21 protein-coding genes are annotated in these 24,030 nt (G+C 51.9%); 18 read left to right on the plus strand and 3 right to left on the minus strand.

Going from position 1 to position 24,030, the window contains the following annotated elements:
- The first annotated feature begins 8 nt into the window (after positions 1-8).
- The gene (locus tag ACOQPU_RS19210; protein ID WP_420641450.1) at positions 9-635 is read left to right on the plus strand and encodes an HD domain-containing protein; all 627 of its coding nucleotides are present in this window, start codon (positions 9-11) and stop codon (positions 633-635) included.
- 74 nt (positions 636-709) lie between these two features.
- Here the strand turns inward: ACOQPU_RS19210 and ACOQPU_RS19215 are convergent, their stop codons facing one another.
- Complete coding sequence (locus tag ACOQPU_RS19215; protein ID WP_420641451.1) at positions 710-1,699, minus strand: glycosyltransferase family 2 protein; 990 nt, start codon at positions 1,697-1,699, stop codon at positions 710-712.
- Positions 1,700-1,957: 258 nt separating this feature from the next.
- Here ACOQPU_RS19215 and ACOQPU_RS19220 point away from each other — a divergent pair, with 258 nt between their 5' ends.
- From ACOQPU_RS19220 to ACOQPU_RS19240, 5 genes are all read left to right on the plus strand, one after another.
- Positions 1,958-2,929, plus strand: a complete 972-nt coding sequence (locus tag ACOQPU_RS19220; protein WP_420641452.1) for a glycosyltransferase — start codon at positions 1,958-1,960, stop codon at positions 2,927-2,929.
- Positions 2,930-3,114: 185 nt separating this feature from the next.
- On the plus strand, positions 3,115-4,326 hold the full coding sequence (locus tag ACOQPU_RS19225) for a tetratricopeptide repeat protein (protein ID WP_420641453.1): 1,212 nt from the start codon (positions 3,115-3,117) through the stop codon (positions 4,324-4,326).
- A 167-nt stretch (positions 4,327-4,493) separates the two neighbouring features.
- Positions 4,494-4,784 (plus strand): co-chaperone GroES, encoded by a 291-nt coding sequence (gene groES / locus ACOQPU_RS19230; protein WP_420641454.1) that lies wholly within the window; start codon positions 4,494-4,496, stop codon positions 4,782-4,784.
- Positions 4,785-4,929: 145 nt separating this feature from the next.
- Positions 4,930-6,579, plus strand: a complete 1,650-nt coding sequence (gene groL, locus ACOQPU_RS19235) for a chaperonin GroEL (RefSeq protein WP_420641455.1) — start codon at positions 4,930-4,932, stop codon at positions 6,577-6,579.
- Positions 6,580-6,862: 283 nt separating this feature from the next.
- Positions 6,863-7,672 (plus strand): tetratricopeptide repeat protein, encoded by an 810-nt coding sequence (locus ACOQPU_RS19240; RefSeq protein WP_420641456.1) that lies wholly within the window; start codon positions 6,863-6,865, stop codon positions 7,670-7,672.
- Between the two features lie 7 nt (positions 7,673-7,679).
- Here the strand turns inward: ACOQPU_RS19240 and ACOQPU_RS19245 are convergent, their stop codons facing one another.
- Positions 7,680-11,060, minus strand: coding sequence for a BTAD domain-containing putative transcriptional regulator (locus tag ACOQPU_RS19245; protein WP_420641457.1), 3,381 nt, complete (start codon positions 11,058-11,060; stop codon positions 7,680-7,682).
- Between the two features lie 364 nt (positions 11,061-11,424).
- Between ACOQPU_RS19245 and ACOQPU_RS19250 the strand changes: the two genes are divergently transcribed.
- From ACOQPU_RS19250 to ACOQPU_RS19305, 12 genes are all read left to right on the plus strand, one after another.
- Entirely contained in the window at positions 11,425-11,844 is a 420-nt protein-coding gene (locus ACOQPU_RS19250) for an ester cyclase (RefSeq protein WP_420641458.1), read from the plus strand.
- An 11-nt stretch (positions 11,845-11,855) separates the two neighbouring features.
- The gene (locus ACOQPU_RS19255) at positions 11,856-12,071 is read left to right on the plus strand and encodes a hypothetical protein (protein ID WP_420641459.1); all 216 of its coding nucleotides are present in this window, start codon (positions 11,856-11,858) and stop codon (positions 12,069-12,071) included.
- Positions 12,072-12,149: 78 nt separating this feature from the next.
- Positions 12,150-12,554: a DUF6220 domain-containing protein gene (locus tag ACOQPU_RS19260; RefSeq protein WP_420641460.1), complete on the plus strand. Its 405-nt coding sequence runs from the start codon at positions 12,150-12,152 to the stop codon at positions 12,552-12,554.
- Positions 12,555-12,620: 66 nt separating this feature from the next.
- On the plus strand, positions 12,621-13,058 hold the full coding sequence (locus ACOQPU_RS19265) for a cupredoxin domain-containing protein (RefSeq protein ID WP_420641461.1): 438 nt from the start codon (positions 12,621-12,623) through the stop codon (positions 13,056-13,058).
- Positions 13,059-13,125: 67 nt separating this feature from the next.
- Positions 13,126-13,263, plus strand: a complete 138-nt coding sequence (locus tag ACOQPU_RS19270; RefSeq protein WP_420641462.1) for a hypothetical protein — start codon at positions 13,126-13,128, stop codon at positions 13,261-13,263.
- Between the two features lie 196 nt (positions 13,264-13,459).
- Positions 13,460-14,896 (plus strand): pyruvate kinase, encoded by a 1,437-nt coding sequence (gene pyk / locus ACOQPU_RS19275; RefSeq protein WP_420641463.1) that lies wholly within the window; start codon positions 13,460-13,462, stop codon positions 14,894-14,896.
- Positions 14,897-14,923: 27 nt separating this feature from the next.
- Positions 14,924-15,634 (plus strand): PP2C family protein-serine/threonine phosphatase, encoded by a 711-nt coding sequence (locus tag ACOQPU_RS19280; RefSeq protein WP_420641464.1) that lies wholly within the window; start codon positions 14,924-14,926, stop codon positions 15,632-15,634.
- Between the two features lie 217 nt (positions 15,635-15,851).
- Positions 15,852-17,312 carry a DUF3360 family protein gene (locus tag ACOQPU_RS19285; RefSeq protein ID WP_420641465.1) on the plus strand — a complete coding sequence of 487 codons (1,461 nt, stop codon included), beginning with the start codon at positions 15,852-15,854 and terminating at the stop codon, positions 17,310-17,312.
- Positions 17,313-17,401: 89 nt separating this feature from the next.
- Entirely contained in the window at positions 17,402-17,776 is a 375-nt protein-coding gene (locus ACOQPU_RS19290) for a hypothetical protein (protein WP_420641466.1), read from the plus strand.
- Positions 17,777-17,778: 2 nt separating this feature from the next.
- Positions 17,779-18,513 (plus strand): DNA alkylation repair protein, encoded by a 735-nt coding sequence (locus ACOQPU_RS19295; protein ID WP_420641467.1) that lies wholly within the window; start codon positions 17,779-17,781, stop codon positions 18,511-18,513.
- A gap of 42 nt (positions 18,514-18,555) precedes the next feature.
- Positions 18,556-19,680, plus strand: coding sequence for a glycosyltransferase family 4 protein (locus ACOQPU_RS19300; RefSeq protein ID WP_420641468.1), 1,125 nt, complete (start codon positions 18,556-18,558; stop codon positions 19,678-19,680).
- Positions 19,681-19,744: 64 nt separating this feature from the next.
- Positions 19,745-22,267, plus strand: coding sequence for a protein O-mannosyl-transferase family (locus ACOQPU_RS19305; RefSeq protein ID WP_420641469.1), 2,523 nt, complete (start codon positions 19,745-19,747; stop codon positions 22,265-22,267).
- Between the two features lie 44 nt (positions 22,268-22,311).
- On the opposite strand, the gene ACOQPU_RS19310 is transcribed toward ACOQPU_RS19305, so the two are convergent.
- Positions 22,312-23,961 (minus strand): amidohydrolase, encoded by a 1,650-nt coding sequence (locus ACOQPU_RS19310; protein ID WP_420641470.1) that lies wholly within the window; start codon positions 23,959-23,961, stop codon positions 22,312-22,314.
- Positions 23,962-24,030 lie beyond the last annotated feature (69 nt).

A 24,030-nucleotide genomic window follows, 5' to 3' on the forward strand; every position in this document is an offset into this window, starting at 1 on the left:
GAGGGCTTATGTTTCAAAAGCTGGAATTTCAGTGCAAGGCGTACCTAAAGCAGCAAATGGCCACGGATGCGGCTCACGATATGCAGCATGTCGAGCGGGTGGTGTTGCTGTCGCGGCGGCTGGCGGCAGCAGAAGGTGCGAATTTAGCGGTGGTGCTGCCAGCGGCGTGGCTGCACGATTGCGTAACTTTGCCCAAAAATGCCCCCAATCGGCAGAAGGCTTCACAGTTGGCGGCGGCAGCGGCCGTTCGGTTTTTGCGCTCAATAAATTACCCGGAGGAGCATCTAGAGGCGGTGGCCCATGCCATTGCGGCCCATAGCTTTAGTGCAGGCATTGCGCCCACCACGCTAGAGGCAAAGGTGGTTCAGGATGCGGATCGGCTGGATGCGATTGGGGCAATTGGTGTGGCCCGTTGTTTGTTGGTAGGTGGAGCTTTGGAACGGCCGCTTTACAATCCCGCCGATCCTTTCTGTGAAAGCCGCGAACCGGATGATCTCGCCTACACAATAGACCACTTTTACCGTAAGCTGTTCAAAATTGGCCAAACGCTGCACACGCAGGCCGCGCGTGAGGAAGCCACCCGGCGCAATGCGTTCATGCGTGCGTTTTTGGATCAACTGCGGTTGGAAATTTGAAGTTGGCCACAGAGGTCACAGAGAGGTTTGAGGTGATGGCTCGTTTCTCTGAATTCTCTTTTTTAAGCCTGTGGCTAATTGCCGCCAACAATCTGGCGGATGTAGTAAACAGTTTTATTTTGCGATTCGTAATAGGTACGCACCATCAGCTCGGCGATGAGACCCATTACCAGAAACTGTACCCCCAAAATGACCAGCAAAACGGCCAGGAGGAGCAACGGCCGTTCCCCAATTTGGAACTCTCTAAACCCATCCCAGAAATCATTGTCCTGAATGCCAGCCCAAATTTTGAGCCAAACCAGGTAAATGCCTAGCAAGGTTCCTAAACCTCCAAAAGAAGTGCCCAGCATCCCAAATAAGTGCATCGGTCGGTCGCTGTATTTGCGTAAAAAGAGAACGGTGAGCAGGTCCACGATGACCCGAAACGTGCGCGAGATGCCGTATTTGGAGGTGCCTGCCACGCGGGGACGATGATTTACAGGTACTTCTGCCATGCTAAACCCGGCAAAGTTCACCATTTCTGGAATGAAGCGGTGCAGTTCGCCATACAGTTTTAGCTCGTTAGTCACTTCCGCGCGGAAGATGCGTAGTGAGCAGCCCCGGTCGCGTAGCGGCACGTCGCTGAGCCGGGCGATGAGTCGGTTCGCAATAAACGACGGCAGCTTGCGCATCAAAAACGCATCTTGCCGATTCTCGCGCCAGCCGTTGACCACATCGTACCCCTCTTCCAGCTTTTTGATCATGGCAGGGATGTCGGCGGGGTCGTTCTGGCGGTCGGCGTCCATGGTGAGGATGTAGCGACCTCTGGCTTGCTCAAATCCGGCGGCAAACGCGGCCGTTTGACCATGATTGCGCCGAAACTGAATGCCAATGACCCGGTTATCCGCCTGGTGCAGTTGCTCTGTGATGGCAAAACTTTGGTCGCTGCTGCCATCGTCGATAAAAATAACTTCGTAGCTGATTGGCTCTTCTTTAAGGGCGGCAGTGATTTCAGCCAGCAACATCTCAAGATTGTCTTCTTCGTTATAAACGGGCACTACAATTGATAAATCCAATTCTGTCATGGTTATTCTTCCAGGTAGCTTGTTTAGTACCCATTCGCAAATAAAATGTGGGATTGGCGAATGGGCTTAAAGTAGCCGTTCGATTCCGACACCGATAAGTTAATCCCGAACAGCTACTTAGTACCCAGGTACCAGTTGGGTTGTCGTGTGCAACGAGCTTCCTTGTTTGGGGTTATTGTAAAAGTAATCCGGTTCCACTGGGCAAGATTACTGCACTCGGGCGGGATTATAGCATATCGTCACAAAGGAACCGCGTTGATGAAAGTATCAGTGATTGTCACAGTAAAAAATGAAGGGGAAGCGATACGGCCGTTGCTCGATTCGCTCATTCAGCAAAGCCAGCCGCCAGACGAATTGGTCATTTGCGATGGTGGTTCTACAGACGACACTCTGGAAATTTTAACTGAGTATAAAACGTGGCTGCCGCTCAAAATTTTGGTCTCCCCCGGCAGCAACATCAGCCAGGGGCGCAATATTGCCATTGCTGCCGCTGCTGGCCCCATTATTGCCGCCACCGATGCGGGCGTGGTGCTGGCCCCATACTGGCTAGAGGAGCTGGTAAAACCGATTGTGATGGGGGAAACGGCCGTTTCCAGCGGTTGGTTCGAGCCAGACCCGTACACAGATTTTGAAGTGGTGATGGGCGCTACGGTTTTGCCCACTCGCCGCGACATTGTGCCCGAAAAATTTTTACCCTCCAGCCGCTCTGTGGCTTTCCTAAAATCTGCCTGGGAAGCAGTGGGTGGCTACCCGGAATGGCTCGATTACAGTGAAGACCTGGTTTTTGACTTTGCCCTGCGCGATCGGTACGGTGCGTTTCCTTTTGTCGATACGGCCGTTGCCTACTTCCGCCCGCGTAGTGACCTCACGGGTTACTTTAAACAGTATTACAATTACGCCCGTGGCGATGGCAAAGCCAACCTGTGGCCCAAGCGGCATCTGATTCGCTACTTCACCTATTTGGTGGGATTGCCCTACATTTTGCGGCTCATCTGGCGTGAAAAGTGGCCGGGTTGGCTGCTGCTGCTGCTGGGCAGTGGCGTCTACTGCCAAAAGCCAGCCCAGCGTCTGTGGAGCAACACTTGGGGCTGGCGACCCCCTTCACGTGTGCGTGCCTTTGCCCTCATTCCCATCATTCGTCTGGTGGGGGATATCGCTAAAATGATTGGGTATCCGGTTGGGTTGCTCTGGCGCCTGCGGCACCGTGAATTAGTGAACAGTAACCAGTAAGCAGTATTCGGTAATCGGTCACGATGCCTCAAAAATTGATTATCGCCAACAGACTATTAAAAATTCACAAGAACCGGTTTCCCCTCTCTTGACGCCCCCCAAAGCCATGCTAAGATCGCCAGCACGCAGCCGACCTTTCCGTCGGCTGTTTTATCGTATTGGAAAGAGTCCACACAGCATTATTTATGATTATTGAACGTAAAGACCCGCCTTATCCACGTCGTGGCCCTTCTTGCCTGTTGGTGATTTTTATTCTTGTTGGCATTGGGCTGGGAATTTTTGTGATCCAGAATGCGGAAGAGGTGCGAGACGTGATTGTGCCGACGCCTACGCCAGAACCAACGCGTTCGGCCACCGAATATGCCTTGCTGGCAGACATTGCCGAGCGAGAAGGCGCACTGGAGGAGGCCGCAGGCTATTACGCCCAGGCGGTGCAGCTAGATGCTACCAAGCCAGAGATTTATATTCGCTACATTGAACTGCTTATCAAGTTGAGAGAGGCCGAAGAAGCGTTAAATCGGGCAGAAGAAGCGGCCGTTCTGGCCCCGGAAAATGATCGCATCTGGACGGCTGTTGCGGCTGCCTACATCGCCAACGGGGAACGCCTCAATAACGCCGGTGATCCCACCGCAGCTAATTTGCAGTTTGCTCAAGCGTACCGCGCCGCGGAGACAGCCATCAGTATCAACCCGGAGAACGCCAACGCCTACGCCTATTCCGCAGCTGGTCTGGTGCTGCAATTTGAGCCGGAACTGTACCAGGATGCTCAACTGCGTGCCGAAGAAGGCACCGTCATCGAGCCAAATAACCCCCTGGCGCGGCTCTATTTGGGCATTGTGTTAACAAATCAGGGATTTTATACGGCCGCACGTGAGCAGTTTCAGCTAGGGTTGCAGTCGGAGCGACTGCCGGAACTTTACTATGAGCTGGGCTACAACTTTTTTGGCGATGGGAACGTTTCCGAGGCGATTTTGAGCTTTCAGGAGGCGGTAGCCATCGACCCCAACTTTGCCGCCGGGTACGATGGGCTGGCGCATATGTATTTGCAGCTTGGGCAAGACAACCTGGCCGAGGAAAACGGCTTGCAAGCGATTGATTTGGACCCGGATGTGGCTCGGGCACACGGCCGTTTAGGGGAAGCGTACGTGCGCCTGAATAAATTTGAACAGGCAATTGGAGAGTTCAGCCGAGCCGTGGAGCTTTATGGGGAGCCAACTGAACTAAACGCCCGCTTCTTCTACTTGTTAGCCGATGCTTACTTGCGTCAGGGCACCCAAAACTGTCCTTTGGCCGAACCCTACTTCCGGCAAGCCGCCGAAGTGAGCGTCGTCTACGCAGACGTTGCCCAGCAAGGGTTGGTTGAGTGCCGCCGCGCTTCCCTAGAAACTGAACCATAATGTATGAACTTCATCAGAATTTAGCAGCCCTTCAAAAAGAGTGCTAAAATTGTCTTGACACCAATAAAAATTCTGCTAAAATGCCATCATAAATATTGGCACTCTGGTAAAGAGAGTGCCAAATCCCCACTTTGAAAACAAAATTTAGAAACAAGGAGAGTTAGGTTATGAAGCTCAAACCATTGGGTGATCGTTTGGTTGTGGAACCAATAGAGCGTGAGCAAACCACCCCCTCTGGCTTGGTATTGCCAGAAACCGCAAAAGAAAAACCACAAGAAGGCGAAGTTATCGCCGTTGGCCCTGGCCGCCGTGATGAAGATGGCGACCGGATTGCTATGGATGTAGCTGTCGGTGACAAGGTGCTGTATGCCAAATATGGTGGCACCGAAATCAAAATCGACGGTAAGAAGCTGCTCATCCTGAAAGAAACTGACGTTCTAGCAATTGTAGAAGGCTAGGCAAACCGCCTAAGGCTCTACAAATCGTAACCTTGAAGGCGATTTGCCTTCAGGAGAACAAAACTGCTCTACTTTAATTGAAATCATCTCTAAACGTTTTGTTCTCCCCTTACAAGAATCACAAATCCGAAGGAGATTATTGAAAATGGCGAAACAACTTGCATTTTCTGAAGAAGCACGGCGTAAGCTGAAAAAAGGTATCGACACATTGGCTTCGGCCGTTTCCACCACGCTTGGCCCCAAAGGCCGCAACGTGGCTTTAGACAAAAAATTTGGTGCGCCCACCATCACCCATGATGGTGTAACCGTAGCCAAAGAGATTGAACTGGAAGACCCCTATGAGAATATGGGTGCCCAATTGCTCAAAGAAGCTGCTACCAAAACCAACGACATTGCTGGTGACGGCACCACCACCGCCACCGTTCTGGCGCAGAACATTGTTAACGAAGGTTTGAAGAACATTGCTGCTGGTGCCAACCCCATGCTCCTAAAGCGTGGTATTGAAGCCGGAACGGCCGCTCTTGCCGACAAAATCCGCAGCATGGCCATCTCCATTGATGAGAAGGCCGAAATCGCCTCCGTGGCTTCTATTTCTGCCCAGGATACCAGCATTGGTGACCTGATTGCCGACGTAATGGACAAAGTGGGTAAAGATGGCGTTATCACCGTAGAAGAATCCCGCTCTCTGGAATTTGAAACTGAATACGTAGAAGGTATGCAGTTTGACCGTGGTTACATTAGCCCCTACTTCGTTACCGATTCTGATACGATGGAAGCAGTAATCGACGATGCCCATATCCTCATCCACGATAAGAAAATCAGCTCTGCCCAGGACATTATTCCGATTTTGGAAAAACTGGTTCAGACCGGTAAGAAAAACCTGGTTATCATCGCTGAAGATGTAGATGGCGAAGCACTCGCTACCCTGGTTCTGAATAAATTGCGCGGCATGATCAACGCGCTGGCTATCAAAGCCCCTGGCTTCGGTGACCGTCGTAAAGCCATGCTGCAAGACATTGCTGTTCTTACGGGCGGCCAGGTAATCACTGAAGAGATGGGCCGCAAATTGGATAGCGTGCAATTGAGCGACCTGGGTCGCGCTGCCAAGATCGTCTCGACTAAAGACGACACCACTGTTGTTGATGGACAGGGTGATGAAGGGCAGATCAAAGCGCGTGTTGAGCAAATCAAAGTAGAAATTGACCGCAGCACGTCTGACTACGACCGCGAAAAATTGCAGGAACGTCTGGCCAAATTGGCTGGCGGCGTGGCCATCATTCGCGTTGGTGCTGCTACCGAGGTTGAACTGAAAGAAAAGAAACACCGCGTAGAAGATGCTTTGAGCGCGACCCGCGCCGCTGTGGAAGAAGGCATCGTGCCTGGTGGTGGTGTGGCTTTGCTAAACGCTTTGCCTGCTCTGGACAGCGTTTCCTTGCCAGAAGGCGACCAGACGACGGGTGTTGGTATTTTGCAACGCGCTTTGGAAGCCCCAATGCGCAAAATTGCTGAGAATGCTGGACAGAATGGGGATGTGGTCATCCAAAATGTACGGCAGGCGCAAGAGAAAGAAGGCAATACGAATATTGGCTACAACGTCATGACTGGCGAGTATATCGACATGGTGAAAGCTGGCATCATTGACCCGGCCAAGGTTACCCGTGGCGCGCTGGAGAATGCTGCTTCTATCGCTTCTATGGTGCTGACTACTGAAGCACTCATCACTGACCTGCCAGAAGAAGAAATGCCAATGCCTCCTGCCGGCGGCGGTATGCCTGGCGGCGGTATGGGATTCTAAATCGGCAAACAGTCGGTCAGTGGGGCGGTTATCAATTGACCTGACTGAGCATGATTAACTAAGCGAGCCCTCCTCGGCTAAAACTGAGGAGGGCTTTTCTTTTTGGCGAGGGGCAGTTACACTAAGAATCTATCCGAAGTAGCCAAATAGAAAAGAGCAATTTGAAGAATGTAACAAACGGTCATTAATCTCCGTATACAGCGCACAAATTTTTGGAGATATAGTTTTGTAAAAGCCAACAAGAATTTGAATTAGATTGTTGTGTCTAAGGAAAGGATTGCACATGGGTCAACAAATTATTGCCAAGCTCATTCCGCTACTAAATAAGATTAATTGGCCAGCGACGGAAACGGCTACAGAACAAGGGAGGCAATCCTTTTTGGTCGGCCTAGAAAAAGTGGATGCTTACAGTGGCAATCCAAACGATCTCACGGCCGCTTTGAAAACGTTCGTCACTGGGGGATCACGGCCGTATGCGTATGCTGGCACCGCATACGCGCTCCTTGCTGCCTCGCGCGAGAATGATGGTAGCTACGCGCCTGACGGGTTGTCTGAGGCCAAGGCATGGCTGGGTAAGGCACAGGATTTGGAGCCGGATGTGGTGGAAATCAATATGGTGGAGCCGCTGCTGTATGTGCATAACGGCCGTTTGGATGATGCCCGCCTCGTATTGGATTACCTCCATGACATAAGCCCGACAGATTACTACCTTTATCGTATTGAAGTTGCTTATTGGCAGGCGATGGGGGATTTGGAAAAAACGGTGGAATGGTTTGGCAAAACGGCCGAAGCGGCTTCCACGGTGCCGCAGCGGTTAACGACGCGCCGCCAGTTGGCTGATTATTACTTTGATCAAAAGATGTGGGCCGAAGCCAAAGATGCTTACCAGGAAGCCCTTCATTTTGACAACAGCAACCCACTCATTTGGCATAAATTGAGCATTGTGCATTGGCAGTTGGAAGATGTAGATGAGGCGGAAAAGTGCAACCAACAAACGTTGCGGCTAAAAGATTTCCCCGCTGCGCGGCAGATGGAAGCAAGAATTAAAGAGAAGAAGTCAGACGGGGGTCTGTTGGGGCGTTTGTTTGGCTAATTTTGGGCTAGGTCAGAAGCGGCCGTATCAATCCCACACATTCTAAAAAATCAATTGTTTGCGTGCGTGCTTTTTCCTCTTTTTGTTGACTTTGGTTTGGCAAAATTAGGATTGGCTGGAGTTGCTGTTGGGCAATTGCCTGAAACCAGGCTGATTGAGCCACCAAATTTTCTTGTGATATGGTGGCCCATAAGCGGCTGCCAATGTCTGCCTGATTTTGTTGGCAGGCCCAAATGGCCAGAGCCGTAACTGCCAACAGTTTGGGCAGGTACGCTTCTAGCTTTTGCACAAGTTCGATTGTTTCCTGGGCCAATGCTTTGGCACGCCGAAAGCGTTTTAACGCGCAGGCAGCCATTAACTGGATTGATAATGAGCAACTCAAATATTCTAAATGCTCAATTTTACGGAATAGATCGCTTGCCTCCACCGACTGTTCAAACGCACGCCGTGTATTCCCTTCTGCTAAGGCAACCGACCCTAGAACCTGTAAGGCAAATGCTTGGTAAAACGGAAATTGCAGACCTGGTTCCTGGCTATACCGCAGACCCTGCCGTGCTTGCAAATGTGCTTCTGAAAAACGGCCGTTATGCAACGAAGCCATACCTAAAAGTGAATATGCGCCAGAAATGGCCTGCGGATCCCCCTGCTCCAAACTGTGGTGTAAGCTGCGCTTTAACGTTTGATACGCTGCTGACAATTGGCCTGAAAGCAGGTACGCATTGCCCAAATTTAATTGATGCCACGGAACGTCTACCCTGTAGTGCGCTACTTCAGCCAATGTGATGCAGGCGTGAAAATAGTCAATTGCTTCGGCAAAGTTACCCAGCGATGTATGAATAAGGCCCAATATCTGTTTGTTGATCATCTGCCCAATTTGGTTACTTGCTCGCTCTTGTAAAAGTAAGCTATCTTCGATTAACTTGATTGCTTTTTGGTAATTGCCAGTAAAGTAAGCAACCACGCCTAACCCATTTAGCGCTTCCCCTTGACCAACTAAATCGTTTAATGTTTGAAAAAGTGCCAACGCTTGTTCATTAATTTTTTCAGCTTCAGAATAGTTGTTGTCATCGGAAAATAGGAGTGAACCATACTGTTTTAAAGCGAGAGCTTCGATCTGTTGCTGGGAACCTGCAGACTGTAAGCGATCAAGAATGGCGAGACTTTCTAAAACCATCTCTTTGCCGTAGCTGGTTTGCCCTACCAGCCGGGCAAACATGCAAAGGGGCACAAGCAGCTGAGCCCGCAATAGCTGTTGTTCAGGCTGGCGCACGGATGAAACAGCGTGGTTAAACTTCTCGTATCCTTCAGAAAATAGACCGACGCTAGCAAGAAAATATTGATAGCTTGAGGCCATTTTCTCCAGCAGCCTGGGTTCATTTTCAATGGCCCATTGCCAGGAGATGCGTACATTTTCATGCTCAGCCGTCATTAAGGCCATCGCTTTTTGCCGCTCTGGGCCATAAAATTTATCGGTATGGTTGGCTAAAGTGTCCGCGATGTATCCAGCTAGCTTTTGCTGGCTTTCCGCTAGTTTTTCTGGCTGCTGTGCTAGCTGCTCGGCGGCAAACTGAATGAGGAGCGGATGGCGACGGTAGCGCGCTATTTGGCCGCTGGTGGCTGCATCTAGCCGAATAAAAGATTTGTCGATTAAGCTGCGAAGGGTAAGTAGGGAAGCATTGGCAATGTGCTGGGCAGCTTGGCGGCTGAACCCACCACGACAAACAGATAGGCGGCTAAACACCTCTTTTTCAGTCGAGGAAAGTAGCTGCCAGGAGTAAGCAAACACGGCGCGTACGCTGCGGTGCCGTTCGGGTAAATCGCGCATGGTCGTTGCTAGAAAGTCAATGCCTTGTTCAATTTCTGCGACGATTTCGGTGACGGTGAGCGTGCGGCTCCAGGTGGCGGCGAGTTCTAGTGCCAGTGGTAACCCAGCGACGAGTTGACATAGTTTGGCAACGGCCGTTTCTTGCCCTACTAAATCAAAATCTGAACGTACCTTGCTGGCGCGGTTGGCGAAAAGCTGGACGGCAGGGTAATCAGTAATCGGTAATTGGTGAGCTGTATGCGGTTTGTCGCTCGCTAAATTTTGATGGCTGGTTGCTGGAAAAGGGAGGCCAGCTAGTTCGAGCAACTGCTCGGCCTGCAAGTTGAGACGCCCGCGCGAGGTGACAAGTAATTTTAGTTCAGGCGTTTGGTTTATTAATTGTGTCAGGAAGCCCACGCTTTGGCCTGTTATAAGATGCTCAAAGTTGTCTAGAATGAGCAGCATTTCTTTGTTGGTCAGATAGCTGATGAGCTGGTGGGTGGGATCGATGTTGCCCGTAAAGGTGAGGCCGATGGTTTCGGCAACGGCCGTTATCAACCCAGCTTCATCAATCAGCGGCACCAGCGAGATGTACCATACCCCATCGGCAAATTGACCCAGGCAGGTGCGAGCTGCTTCTTGGGCCAGCCGCGTTTTGCCTATGCCACCGGGGCCGATTATTGTCAGCAGACGGCCGTTTGGCTCTGTCAGCCAGTTCTTGATGTGCGCCAATTCGTTTTCGCGGCCAATGAAGCTGGTTGTGGCGGCTGGTAGATTGTGTTGTGGTGTTACAGTTTTCAGGTTTTCAGGTGCCCTGGCACTTTTTTCATCTTTGAGTTGTTCGTAGAGATGGTTTGTCTCTTCATCTGGTTCGATGCCTAATTCATCGGCCAGCACAGCAACACACTGCTCAAACTGCGCCAGGGCGGTGGGACGCTGATTGTCTAGCGCGTAAAGCCGCATGAGCTGGCGGTGGGCTTCTTCTTGCAGCGGGTCTAGTGCCAGCAGCCGCTGGGCGTGTTGAATACCGTTGCTGAATTGGCCACGCTGCTGGTGGAAGGCGATCAAGTCGGACAGGGTATCTAACATCATCTGGCGCAGGCGTTCTTGCTCCAGCAGCATCCACGCCTCAAACTCGGGCACACCGCGAATATTGAACCCGGCCAGAAAGTCGCCTTTGTAGTGGGTGACGGCCGTTTGTAGCTGGGCGGCCACCGTGCGGCTGATTCTATCCGCCTGCGGCCGCTTCTGGGCAGCTTCAATTGCCTGCTCAAAGGCCGCCACGTCCAGCCAAAACGCAGCATCGATGTTCAAAGAAACCGTGTGCCGATCTGTGATCAAAAATTCATTTAGCTGTTTCCGCAAGCTGGAAAGAATGACGCTGAGGTTGGCCAGGGCGCGGGTCTGGTCATTGTCCGGCCAGAAGAGGGTAGCGAGGGTTTCGCGGGGGTGTGGGCGGGGGTTGCAGGCAAGGTAAACAAAAAGTGCATCGGCCTTGCGGGAGACGAAGTTGGAAACGGCCGTACCGTCCAGCGCAATTGTCACGCCCCCCAACAGCGAAATCGTCAATTTGGGCTGATTCATTTCAAAACCATTTAAAAACAGGCGAGCTACCAAGGTGTTGTTTTAGAGACACAGCACATTATAGCAAAACCTGCATAAACGGATACTTGCCAGCGCAATTTTTTGTTGAGCCTTTTTTTATTTACAGGACTTACGCAGCAGAGGAGTGGCAGTCCTAAATATGGCTATTGTTATGCAATTTATCATCAGGACTGCCACTCCTGAGAACACATTTTGCGTAAGTCCTATTTATTTTGCAGTAAAGAAAAATAAAGGGTTTCTAAAGAGTCATTTTATAAGCTGATGTCAGTTATCAAATGAACGGCAATTTGTAGGCGCGAACATAGGTCACAAAAGCCAAAAACAGTGTAAAGGAGATTATTAAATGTCACGTACAAATTTAGAAACTGCCCGACTGATGAGCGAAGAAGTATGGGGCAAATGCAATATTGAACTGGTGGATGAGCTGTACGCCGAAAATTATGTGGATTTAAATCCTGTTCCTGGCATTCCAGCCAACCGCGAGGGGCTGAAAATGCAGCTTTCCATGTTTCGCCAGGCCTTTCCGGACATGCAGGCCACCATTGAGGATCTCGTTGAGAGCGGTGACAAGGTGGTTACCCGCTACAGCGTGCAAGGCACACATAAAGGTGATTTGATGGGCATTCCGCCAACGGGCAAAACGGCCGCATTCTCTGGCATAACCATCGTCCGATTTGAGGATGGGAAAGCGGTTGAAGAATATTCCATCACCGACATGATGACCATGTTCCAACAGTTGGGGTTAACCCCTGCTATGGCATAAGGGGAAAGATTATGGCAAAACGTGAATACATGGCCTATCTGCTGCGACTCTGGCGTGAGAAGCAAGATGGCTCCTGGCGCGGTTTGTTGGAAAACCCCAACAGCGGCGAGCGGCTCGGTTTTGCCACGCTAGCAGACTTAGTGGTTCTTTTGGAAGACAAAACGGGTGAAGCGGTTCAATTAGCAGGCGACCAGCCTTTCAAAGCTGAAGCTGAATCCCACTCTTGATTTTTATGTGTCACGTTAATGTCACACATTGTCGTTAAATTGTAAGCAATTCACATTCATTTGGAGGAAATATTTATCATGAAAACTTTCGCACTTGTTCACAAAGGTTTGACCGCTTTTATTAGCCTGGGGGTGTTTGCCCAGATGTTCTTTGCTGGTATTTGGCATGCAGGCGTGGTGAATACGCCAGATGCTCACGTGTTTTTTGGTCTGGCGTTGCTGCTGGCATCGCTATTGGCACTCATTGCAGCGGCCGTGGCCAAGCTGCCCAAAGCGGTTATCGGCCGTACAGCTCTGCTCTTCGTTCTCATCTTGCTACAGCCGTTCCTGATGGAGGCGCGTCGCAACGGGCTGCCATGGGTCTCTGCCTTCCACGCCTTAAATGCACCCTTTATTGGCATTGTTTCTGGCATGGTGGCGACGATGTCGCGCGAGACAACTTCTGAAAAGGAAACGGCCGTTTCCGTCGCCACTGGTGATTAAGTTTAGGGGGTAGGGGCAAGTCTGCACAATGACTTGCCCCTCACCAAGACACAAGGACGTATTGTTATGCAAGTGACACCACAAGTAGAGAAAAAAGAGATCATCTGGCTGAATTATTTAGTAATGGTCGTTGGTATTATCGTTGGTCTGTTGCTTTTCGGGCTGGTTGTTGCCCGGATGGGCTTGTTGAATGGTTTGTTGTCTGGTGGCCAGGAAACGGCCGTTTCCCCTACAGCCATCCACTACACTGCTGAAAATATGCGCTTCGGGCAGGACGTACTGCACGTACAGGCAGACGAAGCCATCAACTTTGAGCTGAACAACAAGGACATGTATGCCCACAGCTTTGATATTGATGAGTTGGATTGGCACGTGGAGATGCCTGCCAATGATAAGGTGGTTGTGGATTTTACGGCCGTTCCCCCTGGAACCTACACCATCTACTGCGCCATTCCCGGCCACCGCGAAGCGGGCATGGTCGCCACGCTCGTTGTGGAAGAGTAAATCAGGAATCCAGCGATGGAAAATATAATTCAACTATTTGGCTTCCGCGCTCTGGGACTGGGCCTTTTTGGCTCATACGGTTTTGCTACTGTTGGGGCTGGCCCTGATGGGGAGTGCTTTGGCAGTGAACGATGTGCTTCCAATTGCGGGTTGGGTGACAGCGGGAACGGCCGTTGCCGCAGCCATCATCGGTGCCTTCCTCTGAGGTGATTAGCCTCTCTTCATGACCTATCTCATCATATTGGCGTTGGCGGTTGGGTTGATGCAGTAAAGTAAGATTGCCAAACCTCATCCGGTAATTTTTGCCAATTCACCATATAATATGTTGACCCGTTCAACAACAATCTTGGAGTTGCAGCAACGAAATATTAATTGACATAAACATGGGGTTAAGAGATCGGATGAAAATTGCAAAATTCTTCCCAAAGAAAACCAAGATTGTTTGTACCATAGGCCCAGCCTCGCAAAATCAAGCCACCTTAGAAAGAATGATCAGCAACGGCATGAACATTGCCCGTATCAACTTTGCGCATGGCGATTTTGGCGGGCATCGGCAAACTATTGCCAATGTGCGTGCTGCCGCCAAAGCTGTGGGAAAACGGGTTGCCATCTTTGGCGATTTGCCCGGCCCCAAAATTCGCATTGGCAGGCTAGAGCAAGAACCGATTAAACTACAGCGTGGCCAGCATTTTATCTTGCAAACCAAAAAAATTGTTGGGAATGAACATGGCGTTTCTACAAACTTTGATCCCCTACCGCGTGTTGTAAAAGCTGGCGACCTCATTTTTCTCAATGACGGCTATTTACAGCTAGAAGTAGAAGAAGTCGTCGAAGAACAAGTCGTACATTGCCATGTGGTTGTCAGTGGCGAACTCCGCTCCTTTAAAGGGATCAATTTGCCAGACATCAACCTCGGCATTAGTGCGTTTACAGAGGAAGATGCGACATTTCTCGAATTTGCGGCTGAACAAAAACTCGATGGTGTGAGTCAATCCTTTGTTGAAAGTGCCTCAGATATTGAAGCCGTACGCGCAGCTGCGCAAAAACTGGATTACGATCCATTCATTATTGCCAAAATTGAACGCTCCCGCGCTTTGTCCAATTTGCACGATATTTTGCACGTTGCCGATGGCATCATGGTGGCGCGGGGAGACCTGGGCGTAGAAATTCCAATTGAGCAAATCGCAAATACCCAAAAGCGCATTATTTCGCAGGCAAATTTCCACGGCAAGCCGGTCATCACTGCTACTCACATGCTGGAGTCGATGATCGACCACAATCGCCCTACCCGCGCCGAGGCAACAGATGTAGCCAACGCGATTTTGGATGGGACGGATTGTGTGATGTTGTCGGGGGAAACGGCCGTTGGCCAGTTCCCGGCTACCAGTGTGGAAGTGATGTCTCGCATCGCCCAGGAAACCGAGGAAAAATCAAAGCGGTTTGGCGTGGCTAATTTACTCCAGGTACAGCAAGCTAGCGGTGAAATTACCCGCGAGGACCTCATCTCTTTCAACATTTTCCAAAGTGCCCAGACGCTGAACCCGGCGATCGTGTTTGTTCCCAGTGCCAGTGGCGAAACCGCCAGGCGTGTTACCCGCTTCCGCCTGCCCCAATGGATCATTGCCGTGTGCCTCAATGAGACTAGCTGCCAGAGGCTGCAATTTTCTTACGGGGTTTATCCCTGCATGACAGAATCTAACCCCAAGAGTTGGCCTAAATATGCCCAGGAATGGCTTGAAGAGCATGAACTGGATGGCGGTTTGGTTTTAGTGATTGAAGGGGACAACACCAAGAAGGCAGGCGATACAACCCGGCTGGACATTATAGATTTGACATGATTATTATTAAAAACTGATAATAGACGCATGGAAGTTCAGTTTGCCGTTGCCAAAATTGGCAAATATGCCACCAGCGAGAGTGGCGATACCCTGGAAATGATCGAACGGCCGCACGGCGGGCTGTCGTTTGTGCTGGTGGATGGTCAGCGCAGTGGCAAATCGGCCAAGGCGATCAGCAATTTGGTCGCACGCAAAGCGATCCAGCTACTTAGCGAGGGAGTGCGGGACGGGGCCGCAGCGCGGGCTGCCCACGACTACCTCTACACTTATCGTGGCGGCAAGGTGAGTGCGACGCTCAACATGCTCTCGGTTGATATGGATACCAAAACGTTCGTGATCTCGCGCAACAATGAATCTCCTGTGATTGTGTATACCAAGCAGGATGGTCTTTACTTGCTCGATGAGCCGTCCCGCTGCGTTGGCATCTATCGTAACACCAAGCCTGTTATTACCGAACTACCCATTTTGCCCGGCACTATTCTGATTGTGTTTACCGATGGCTTGCGCCATGCAGGCAGCCTGAGCGGCAACGGCAACTATGATCCCGTTGCCGCCACCCGGCAGATGATTGAGACTGGTGTAACAGAGGCACGCGACTTGGCCGATCTGTTGCTGGCCGAGGCAAATGAGAAGGATAACGGCCGTCCGCGGGATGACATTAGCGTGTTGGTTGTTTCTGTACATGCCGCGCCGCAAAAAGACGACGTACGCCGTATGGATGTCTCTTTACCAATTTAAATTAATTCCAAGAATATGTTTTGACGCAAAGATCGCAAAACATTTTTGGGGCGAAGCCTGGTTGATTGATAAAACGATGAAATCTGTCAGTTAACCAAATATTAAGTAAGCGTTCGACAATAACTTCATTGAAAAAAGAACGCTTACCACTAGCCAGCCGTTCTCCAACCCGTTAAGTTGAAAACGGCTGGCGACTAAGGGGGATTACCGCAAATCAATGAATACCAAGTCCAGTTACCGAACATTGCACAAACTCAAGGGTGAATTTGGAACTAGAGAAGCCTATCTGGAACACGAATTGACCATTATGCAGCCCAGAAAATGGCAGCTTAACCTGCCTCGCAGAGATTTCAACTTTGAAATTGAAGATTTAACACCCGCCATTGCTGGCACAATTGGCAAAGTTGTCATGACGACGGCGATTGTGACTGCTTTTGCCACAGGCTACAGTCTTTCATCAGAATTTATTGTGGAAAATGTCCGTTTTGAAATGCTTGTTGCGGCCGTTTTCTTTGTCATCCTATTTTCAGGCTTTCTGAATCCGCGAGCCAATCTAGCTGGCTGCCATGGCCCACTCATTCCGCTAATCCCGCTCATTGTTGTATCCGGTGGTCACCCGCTGGCATTGGGGATCATGGTGGGTGCTTTGGGCTTGCTGCTCGGTCTGACAAAGGGAGGATCGACCCTGGTTAATTTAACAGGAGACGGCGTGCGCGGTGGCCTACTCATCTACCTGGGCATGGTGGGCATAATTGGGCAAATGGGTGCCTTGCGCAGCTGGGCGGAAGGCGTCGGCGACGAAACTATCTTTTTTATCATTATGCTCATGACGATTCTGACGTATGCATTCTTGATCAGAATAAACAAGCGATGGTTAGCCATCCCCTTAAGTTCTTTCATGGCACTCATCGTCGCCCTGATCATGGGGGCACCCTTCCAATTTTCAACCATGCCAGGTATCCCTAACCTGAATCCATTTTACTGGTGGGGTGCAGAGACGGGCTGGATGTTGGGCTGGCCTACGCTGTCCCATTTCATTGCAGTCTTGCCGTTTGCAATTTTGGCCGTTTCCATGTGGCCGCCCGATTTTTTGGGGCATCGTGTTTTCCAGGAACAGAATTACCCGGCTGGTTCAGAAAAGGTGTTGATGGATGTGGATGATACCATGACGGTCAGCTCGCTGCGCCAAATTGTTGGCAGCGTGCTCGGCGGCGGAAACCTGGCATCATCCTGGGGTACATACATGATTCCGGCCGCCATTGCCAAACGGCCGATACCCGCCGGGGCAATTTTGACCGGTATTTTGTGTATTCTAGTGGTGCTCATTGGCTACCCCATGGATATTGCTGCCTGGGCACCAGTGTTGCGCGTGGCTTTAATTGTAGGTGTTTTTTTGCCGCTGCTAGAAGTTGGTGCGCAATTGATAAAGACAACAACCCAAGCGCAAAGTGGTGGACTTTGCATCATCAGCTCTGTTTTGGTGAATCCTGTTTTTGGCTGGTCTCTGGCCCTGCTGCTGACAAACACAGGTTTGGTTGGTGATAATGTGCGCTCCGTGGATTTGCCCAAATCGAAACGGTTGTTTATTCCAATTGCAACATTTATCATTTGTACAGTTGCTATGGCCATTGTTGGTTTACTTCCGGGCATATCGGCAATACGCGCCCTAGGTGGTTAACAGATATGGTTTTATAGGAAATGAAAATCCATGGATTTTTCTCTGCACTTCGCGACGCTGCACCAAAGTTTGTGCTGATTAGGAATTTTATGCCTGATCTTGATTCAGTTGAAAGTAAAACGTTGCTCATTGCCGTCGTTGGCCCCTGTTCCTCCGGCAAAAGCACCCTCACCAACGCGCTCAAGGCGGCTGGTTACCGGGCACGGCATCCGGCTCAGGAGCATTCCTACGTGGCCAATATGTGGCAGCGCGTCACCCAGCCAGACGTGCTGGTGTACCTGGATGTGGATTACGCCAACATGCGCGCCCGCCGTCCCCACATCGACGGCGGGCCACAGCGGCTGGCGGAGCAGCGACACCGGCTGCGCCATGCTCGTGAGCATTGTGATTTTTATTTGGATACCAGTGGGATAAGTGCGGTTGAGGTAGAAACGGCCGTTTTCACCTTCTTATCCACATTTTAATCATGACGCTTCAAAAAACCATCACCCGCAAACGAGATTTAGCTCCTATCCTGGCTGATGTCCAAGCTGTATACATGAGCGGTGGCGCAGCCACCGTTGCCAACTGGTTACGGAATCATTTGCTATGCCACCGTGTAAAATTCCCGTTGTTGGAGCATACGGCCGTACAGCTGGCCACCTTCATCCCCCAACCAGAACAACAAACGCTCATCAACAATTTGGTCGGGCTACCTGAGCACGGCAGCAGTGTCATCATCGGCAAGCTGCTCCAGCTTTGGCTGCCCCACAGCTTGCCAGAAGCGTTCCAACTGGCCGAGATCGCCATCACCAAGGGGGATGCCTGGTACCATTGCGACCATATCGGTGAGCGCGTTTTTGGTTATGCGCTGCGACATCAGTTTGAAGAAGCATTGCCATTGCTCACCCACCTTTTGCAGGATGGCAACGATTGGTTGCAGCGAGCGGTCGGCGTAGCGGCGCATTATGCCACGAAAAAGGGGCTGCCTGCTGCTGAGGTAGAAACTGTGTTGGCGCTGCTGATGACTCAGGTGCACAGTTCAGCTTACGAGGTGCAGCGTGGCGTTGGTTGGGGATTAAAAACCATTGCCAAATTCCACCCAGATTTAATGCAGAGAGAATTGGCCAAATTGCCGCCAGGCGCAATTGCTGCCCCTATCCGTCGCAAAATCGAAACAGGCTTGGCTACTGCTGCCAAAAAGAGGGTAAGCGTAGGTTAGACACCTTCGCCCCAGCCGTCGCCCCCTGCTACAATCCCGCACATGATTTATGTGGATATTTCTGCGGCCGTTCATGCCCGCGCTGGTCTGGGGCGGTACAGCGAAAAGCTGGCTCAGGCACTCATCGCGGCCCAGCCAGAGCGATTTGGACTGTTTTATAACCGGGGAAAGGACGGCCGTTTCCCCCCATCACTCCCCACCAACATTCCCCAACAATCAGTGCAGTGGGGGTACAAACCGTGGCGCATGGCCGTGCTGCTGGGGCAGTGGGGGCGCGTCGGCTTCAACCGATTGGTGCCAGATGCTGAATTGTTCCACAGCACTGAGCATTTGCTGCTGCCCCTACGCGATGTGCCGACTGTCCTCACCATCCACGATCTAATCCCGCAGCTTTTTCCTGCTTACCACAAAAAGTTGAACTACTGGTACCTCAACCTGGCTATGCCGCTTTACTGCCGTCGCGCCGACGCCATCGTTGCGGTTTCGCAGGCAACCCGGCAAGACATCGTCACGCACTTTGGCACCGACCCAGCTAAGATTCATGTTGTGCACGAGGCACCGGCTTCCCATTTTCAACCAGTGTCCCCGGCCAGGGTAACCCAAGTGAAACAGACATACGCTTTACCCGACCGGTACCTTGTTCACCTCAGCACCATCGAGCCGCGCAAGAATCTCAATCGCCTGCTCGATGCCCTCAAAGCACTCCGCTCTTTCTTTCCAAACCTCTCCCTTGTCCTGGCTGGGGGCAAGGGTTGGCTCTACGATGATTTCTTCGCCAAAATTGAAGCCGATGGCTTGCAAGATGCCGTAAAGGTGCTGGGCTGGGTGCCAGATGAGGATTTGCCGGGGGTGTTGGCCGGAGCCGCGCTCGGCGTGCAGCCGAGTTTGTATGAGGGGTTTGGCCTCCCTATTTTGGAGCAGATGGCCTCTGGGCAAGTAATCGCGGCTAGCAACGCGGGACCGCACCCGGAAATTGGTGGCAAAGCGGCCGCCTATTTTGATCCGAGGAATGTAGAAGAGATGACGGCCGTACTCCATCGCCTGCTTGCCAACAAAGAGGAATACACCCACCGCCAGCAGCTTGGCCTGGAACACGCAAAGCAGTTTAGCTGGGTGCGCGCGGCACAAGAAACGATTGCCATTTATGACCAACTCTTACAAAAATAGGGGATTGGAGGTTGGAGATCGGAGAGCAAATAGCTCGATCAACCTCCAATTTCGCAATCGCAGATTGCAAATCTCCAATCTCTTTTTACTAATAACTTTACTTACTCTTTACCTCCTCACCCTGGCGCAGTCGCCGGTGCTGGGTGATCCCAGCGAGTACACGTTTGTGGCCCATATGCTGGGGATTGCCCACCCGCCAGGGTATGCGCTTATTACGCTGCTGGGCAAGCTGTTCCAGATCCTCGTTCCAATTGGCACGGTGGCTTGGCGGATGCATTTGTTAGCGGCCGTTTCTGCCACAGTCGGCGCCTGGTTTGTCTTTGGCATTATTCAGACGGTTGCTAAAAAAGTTCAACTTCTTCAAGAAGTTGAACTTTTGGGGACGATGGCGGCTTTGTTTGGCGCACTGCTGGTGGGAACGGCCGTAAACCATTGGCAACACGCTATCCACGCCAATCCCCACATCCTCACCGCCACCTTCTTTGCCGCAAACTTATACTTCCTCACAAGCTGGTGGGCGGTGGGGGCGACTCGCGAGTCGCCCCCACTTTACGCCTTCTGCCTCTCCGCCGGACTGGGTATCACCCACCATCCACTTACCGTTTTTGGCTTTCCAGCCTATGCCATCTTCATTTTGAGCATTTGGTGGGGGAAAGAGATTGGAGACTGGAGATTGGAGACTGGAAAAGCAAAACTTAATCTCCAATCTCTAATCTCCAATCTCCTCAAAATGGCGCAGCACAATTGGCTCACTGCTCTCAAGATGATAGGCTTCGCCCTGCTAGGGCTGTCCGTCTGGCTCTACTTTCCCATCCGCAGCCCAATGGACCCCGGCTTTGGCCCCACGACGATGAATACGCTTAACGGCTTTTTGGATCACATTTTGGCGCGAGGCCTTAGCGAGTCGCTCCCCTACGTTACCTTGGCAGACCAACCCAACCGCGCCCGCGTCTTTTGGAGCCTACTGCGACTGCAATTTAGCTGGCCGATTATTTTGTTAGCCCTTTTTGGTTTCTTATTTCCCATCTATGACAAGGTGAATGCGATTGCCAATCGCCGGAGACGAGATGACAAGGTGACAACCTCTCACCTTGTCACCCAGTCACCCCTTCACCTAGTCATGCTTTACGCGCTCACCTTCCTCAGCACCTACGCTTTCGTCATCAGCCTGCGTGCGCAGGACAGCATGGCGTACCTCATTGGGCCATTTTTGATTGTGGGGCTATTTGCCGGGCTGGGGCTTCTTTGGCTATTTCAAATTGGGACGCGGATTAACGCAGATGAACGCGGAGCTAATTCTTTGCATCTTTGCGCCTTTGCGTTAGGTTTTTTCTTCCTCGCTGGCCCGATTTGGCAGGTGTGGCAAAATTTTCCTCGCATTTCTTTGCGGGATTATGATGAAGGGCAGCAGGTAATTGAGGCGGTCGAACATTGGGCAGATGAGCAGGAAGCAGAGGCAACATTGCTCAGTGATTGGGAGCGAATGACCCCGCTTTGGTATGAACGTTATGTTAACAATAATTGGCCGGAGCCTGAAACTGTTACGCCGCAGTTGGTGGCGGCGGGCACGGCTAACCCATGGCTGGATGCCATTTTTGCCAATTTACCAACAGGGCCGGTTTATTTAAGCAATTTCCGGCCGGGGCCATTGGCTGGCACTGAGTTTCGGCTACGGCCGTCTAGCATTTTTTACCAAGTTGTGGAACCGGGCGACACAACCGTTCCCCACGGGATGACCCCGTTTCCGGAGATAGTCGAAGGAACCGGGGTCATCGAAATTGTGGCGTATGAATTGCCCCAACATCACGCCTCTGGTGGAGAGTTTGTGCCCCTGACCCTGGCGATGCGTGCACCCACTGGCACGCAGGATTTCTACGTTCCCGTCTTGTACGTGGGCGATTTGCGCTACGAATTCACCACCGATAGCCACCTCATCACCCCCAACTGGTGGCCGGGCGAGGTGATCGTGGAGCGGTTTGACTTTGCCCTGCCGCACGATTTGGCTGGTGGCGTTTACCCGCTGCGGCTTAACGTGAAAAATCTCAGCCAAAACGAGGAAATTGCGCTGGACTTAGATTTGAGAGTGCTTAGCGTTAACGCCGCTGAAAATCCACCAGAAACCGACCATTTACTGGCCAACTTCCGCCACCGGGTGGGCTTGGTGAGTGCTACAGCGCGCGCCAACGGAAACCGCGCTACAGCTCCCTGGACAGCTGAAAACCTAATCACCGTCCAACCGGGCGACATTGTGAACGTGACGCTGGAGTGGGAAGCGTTGGCTAAGGCCGAAGAAAGCTACACTATCTTTGTGCATCTTATTGACGGCAACAATATGCCTTACGTGTTTCTGGATTACACGCCGCTGGGTGGCTCCGCTCCAACCCATTTGTGGATTCCCAAATGGCTCCCCGGCCAACGCTTCATCGACCCGTACCGGATGTCTATCCCCGATGATTTGCCACCCGGCACCTACTTCATCGAGGTGGGGCTGTACGAAATGGTAAGCGGCCGTCGCCTGCACATCTCAGACCAGGACGGCAATTTGAATGGCGACCGCTATATTTTAGGGTCAATTCAGGTCCAGTAGTCGTAGTTTCTTTCTGCGCCATTTTGCGCGGAAAGAATCCGCGGCTACGAGAAGGTACGGTGCTTAAATTCACCGCCGACAACTGTACCGCTGATCTCCACATCCAACAGCTCATCCGGGGGGATAGCGAAGATGTCTCGCCCAAAGATGGTGAAGTCGGCCAGCTTGCCGGGGGCGATGCTGCCTTGCCTGGCTTCTTGCCCGCAGGTGATAGCGGCGGCGGTGGTGAAGCCGTGGATCGTCTCGGCCATCGTCAGCTTCTGTTCGGGATGCCAGCCGTCTGGCCCTGGACTGCCGTCGGGGCGTTGGCGGGTAACGGCCGCATGAATGCCCAGCAGCGGGTCTATTTTCTCAATCGGCGCGTCAGAACCAAATACCACCGTTGCCCCGCTGTTGAGCATGGTGCGAATGGCATAGCTGTCTTTGGTGCGGCTGCCCCAGTGCCGTTCGGCCGCTTCCATATCTGAAGTTGCGTGAATCGGCTGCATGGAAGCGATGATATTGAGCTGCGCCAACCGAGGTTGGTCTGCGGGGTGGATGAGCTGCACATGCTCGATTCTATGACGGAGATTGGTTGATCGGAGATTAGAGATTGAATCAGTAATCTCCAATCTCTGATCTCCAATCTCCTGTTTCCTAACCGCCTCAAACACATCCAGCACATCATGGTTCGCCTTGTCGCCAATGGCGTGGACGGTGATGCTGAGGCCTTTGGCGCTGGCTGCGCTCGCTTTTTCTAGCATCTCCTCCTTGTCCGTGACGACAATGCCATAATTGTTTGGTTCCCCTTCATACGGCGCGATCATGGCGGCGGTGCGGGGGCCAAGTGCGCCGTCGGCAAATATTTTTACGCTGCCAATGCGCAGCCAATCATTGCCAAAGCCGCTGCGCAGTCCTACGCCGATGGCGTGTTCTAGCCGGTAAACCGGCACGTTTTTCACCACGCGCAGCCCCAGTTCGCCATTTTGGAGCAGGGTTTGTAGGGCAATGAAGCAGGCACGGCCGTCAAAATCGTGCAGCCCGGTTAGCCCCACGCGCCAGCAATATTGTTGGGCTTCGCGCATGGCGTCGGCAATCTGGTCAGTGGTGGTGTCGGGGATGTGCCGAGTGACCAAATCCATTGCATCTTCAAACAGAACGCCGGTGGGACGGCCGTTTTCATCACGTTGAATTTGGCCCCCTGGCGGATCGGCCGTTTGAGCGGTGATGTTGGCGATTTGCAGGGCGCGGCTGTTCACCCAGGCGGCATGGCCGCTGTGATCGCGCAGGCAAATGGGAATCTCGCTGTTGATGGCGTCCAGGTGGGCGGCGGTGGGGAAGGTGGTTTGTCCCCAGTCGTTGACGCGCCAGCCCCGGCCTTGGAGCCAGTAATTAGAGATTAGAGATTGGAGATTGGAGATTTTGGTGGCGATTCGCTGGAGGGCTTCGTCGAGGGTTTTGGAACCGCGTAGATCGACGCGCTGGAGGCTGAGGGCGAAATGTTGAAAGTGGACGTGGGCATCGACGAGGCCGGGCGTGAGGGTACGGCCGTTCAAATTCACCAATTCTCCGCCAGCAGCCAGCAGAGGCTTGATCTCGTCATCAAAACCCACCGCCAGCACTTTGCCATCACGGATAGCAACGGCCGTTGCCGTGGGCTGTTGCGGGTTCAGGGTGTGGATACGGCCGTTGTGCAAAATCATCGTCGCGCTCATAAATGCCTCCTGCTAAAACCAGATAGATTCCCAAGATCGTATCACAAGCAATGTGGTGTACAAATCAAT

The sequence above is a fragment of the Candidatus Leptofilum sp. genome (assembly GCF_965223285.1).
In the GTDB taxonomy this organism is placed as follows: Bacteria; Chloroflexota; Anaerolineae; order Promineifilales; family Promineifilaceae; genus Leptofilum.

Bases quoted from the DNA above. Each gene is read 5' to 3' on its own strand.
- ACOQPU_RS19210 (WP_420641450.1), top strand. From the start codon at position 9: ATGTTTCAAAAGCTGGAATTTCAGTGCAAGGCGTACCTAAAGCAGCAA.
- ACOQPU_RS19215 (WP_420641451.1), bottom strand. From the start codon at position 1,699: ATGACAGAATTGGATTTATCAATTGTAGTGCCCGTTTATAACGAAGAA.
- ACOQPU_RS19220 (WP_420641452.1), top strand. From the start codon at position 1,958: ATGAAAGTATCAGTGATTGTCACAGTAAAAAATGAAGGGGAAGCGATA.
- ACOQPU_RS19225 (WP_420641453.1), top strand. From the start codon at position 3,115: ATGATTATTGAACGTAAAGACCCGCCTTATCCACGTCGTGGCCCTTCT.
- groES (WP_420641454.1), top strand. From the start codon at position 4,494: ATGAAGCTCAAACCATTGGGTGATCGTTTGGTTGTGGAACCAATAGAG.
- groL (WP_420641455.1), top strand. From the start codon at position 4,930: ATGGCGAAACAACTTGCATTTTCTGAAGAAGCACGGCGTAAGCTGAAA.
- ACOQPU_RS19240 (WP_420641456.1), top strand. From the start codon at position 6,863: ATGGGTCAACAAATTATTGCCAAGCTCATTCCGCTACTAAATAAGATT.
- ACOQPU_RS19245 (WP_420641457.1), bottom strand. From the start codon at position 11,060: ATGAATCAGCCCAAATTGACGATTTCGCTGTTGGGGGGCGTGACAATT.
- ACOQPU_RS19250 (WP_420641458.1), top strand. From the start codon at position 11,425: ATGTCACGTACAAATTTAGAAACTGCCCGACTGATGAGCGAAGAAGTA.
- ACOQPU_RS19255 (WP_420641459.1), top strand. From the start codon at position 11,856: ATGGCAAAACGTGAATACATGGCCTATCTGCTGCGACTCTGGCGTGAG.
- ACOQPU_RS19260 (WP_420641460.1), top strand. From the start codon at position 12,150: ATGAAAACTTTCGCACTTGTTCACAAAGGTTTGACCGCTTTTATTAGC.
- ACOQPU_RS19265 (WP_420641461.1), top strand. From the start codon at position 12,621: ATGCAAGTGACACCACAAGTAGAGAAAAAAGAGATCATCTGGCTGAAT.
- pyk (WP_420641463.1), top strand. From the start codon at position 13,460: ATGAAAATTGCAAAATTCTTCCCAAAGAAAACCAAGATTGTTTGTACC.
- ACOQPU_RS19280 (WP_420641464.1), top strand. From the start codon at position 14,924: ATGGAAGTTCAGTTTGCCGTTGCCAAAATTGGCAAATATGCCACCAGC.
- ACOQPU_RS19285 (WP_420641465.1), top strand. From the start codon at position 15,852: ATGAATACCAAGTCCAGTTACCGAACATTGCACAAACTCAAGGGTGAA.
- ACOQPU_RS19290 (WP_420641466.1), top strand. From the start codon at position 17,402: ATGCCTGATCTTGATTCAGTTGAAAGTAAAACGTTGCTCATTGCCGTC.
- ACOQPU_RS19295 (WP_420641467.1), top strand. From the start codon at position 17,779: ATGACGCTTCAAAAAACCATCACCCGCAAACGAGATTTAGCTCCTATC.
- ACOQPU_RS19300 (WP_420641468.1), top strand. From the start codon at position 18,556: ATGATTTATGTGGATATTTCTGCGGCCGTTCATGCCCGCGCTGGTCTG.
- ACOQPU_RS19310 (WP_420641470.1), bottom strand. From the start codon at position 23,961: ATGAGCGCGACGATGATTTTGCACAACGGCCGTATCCACACCCTGAAC.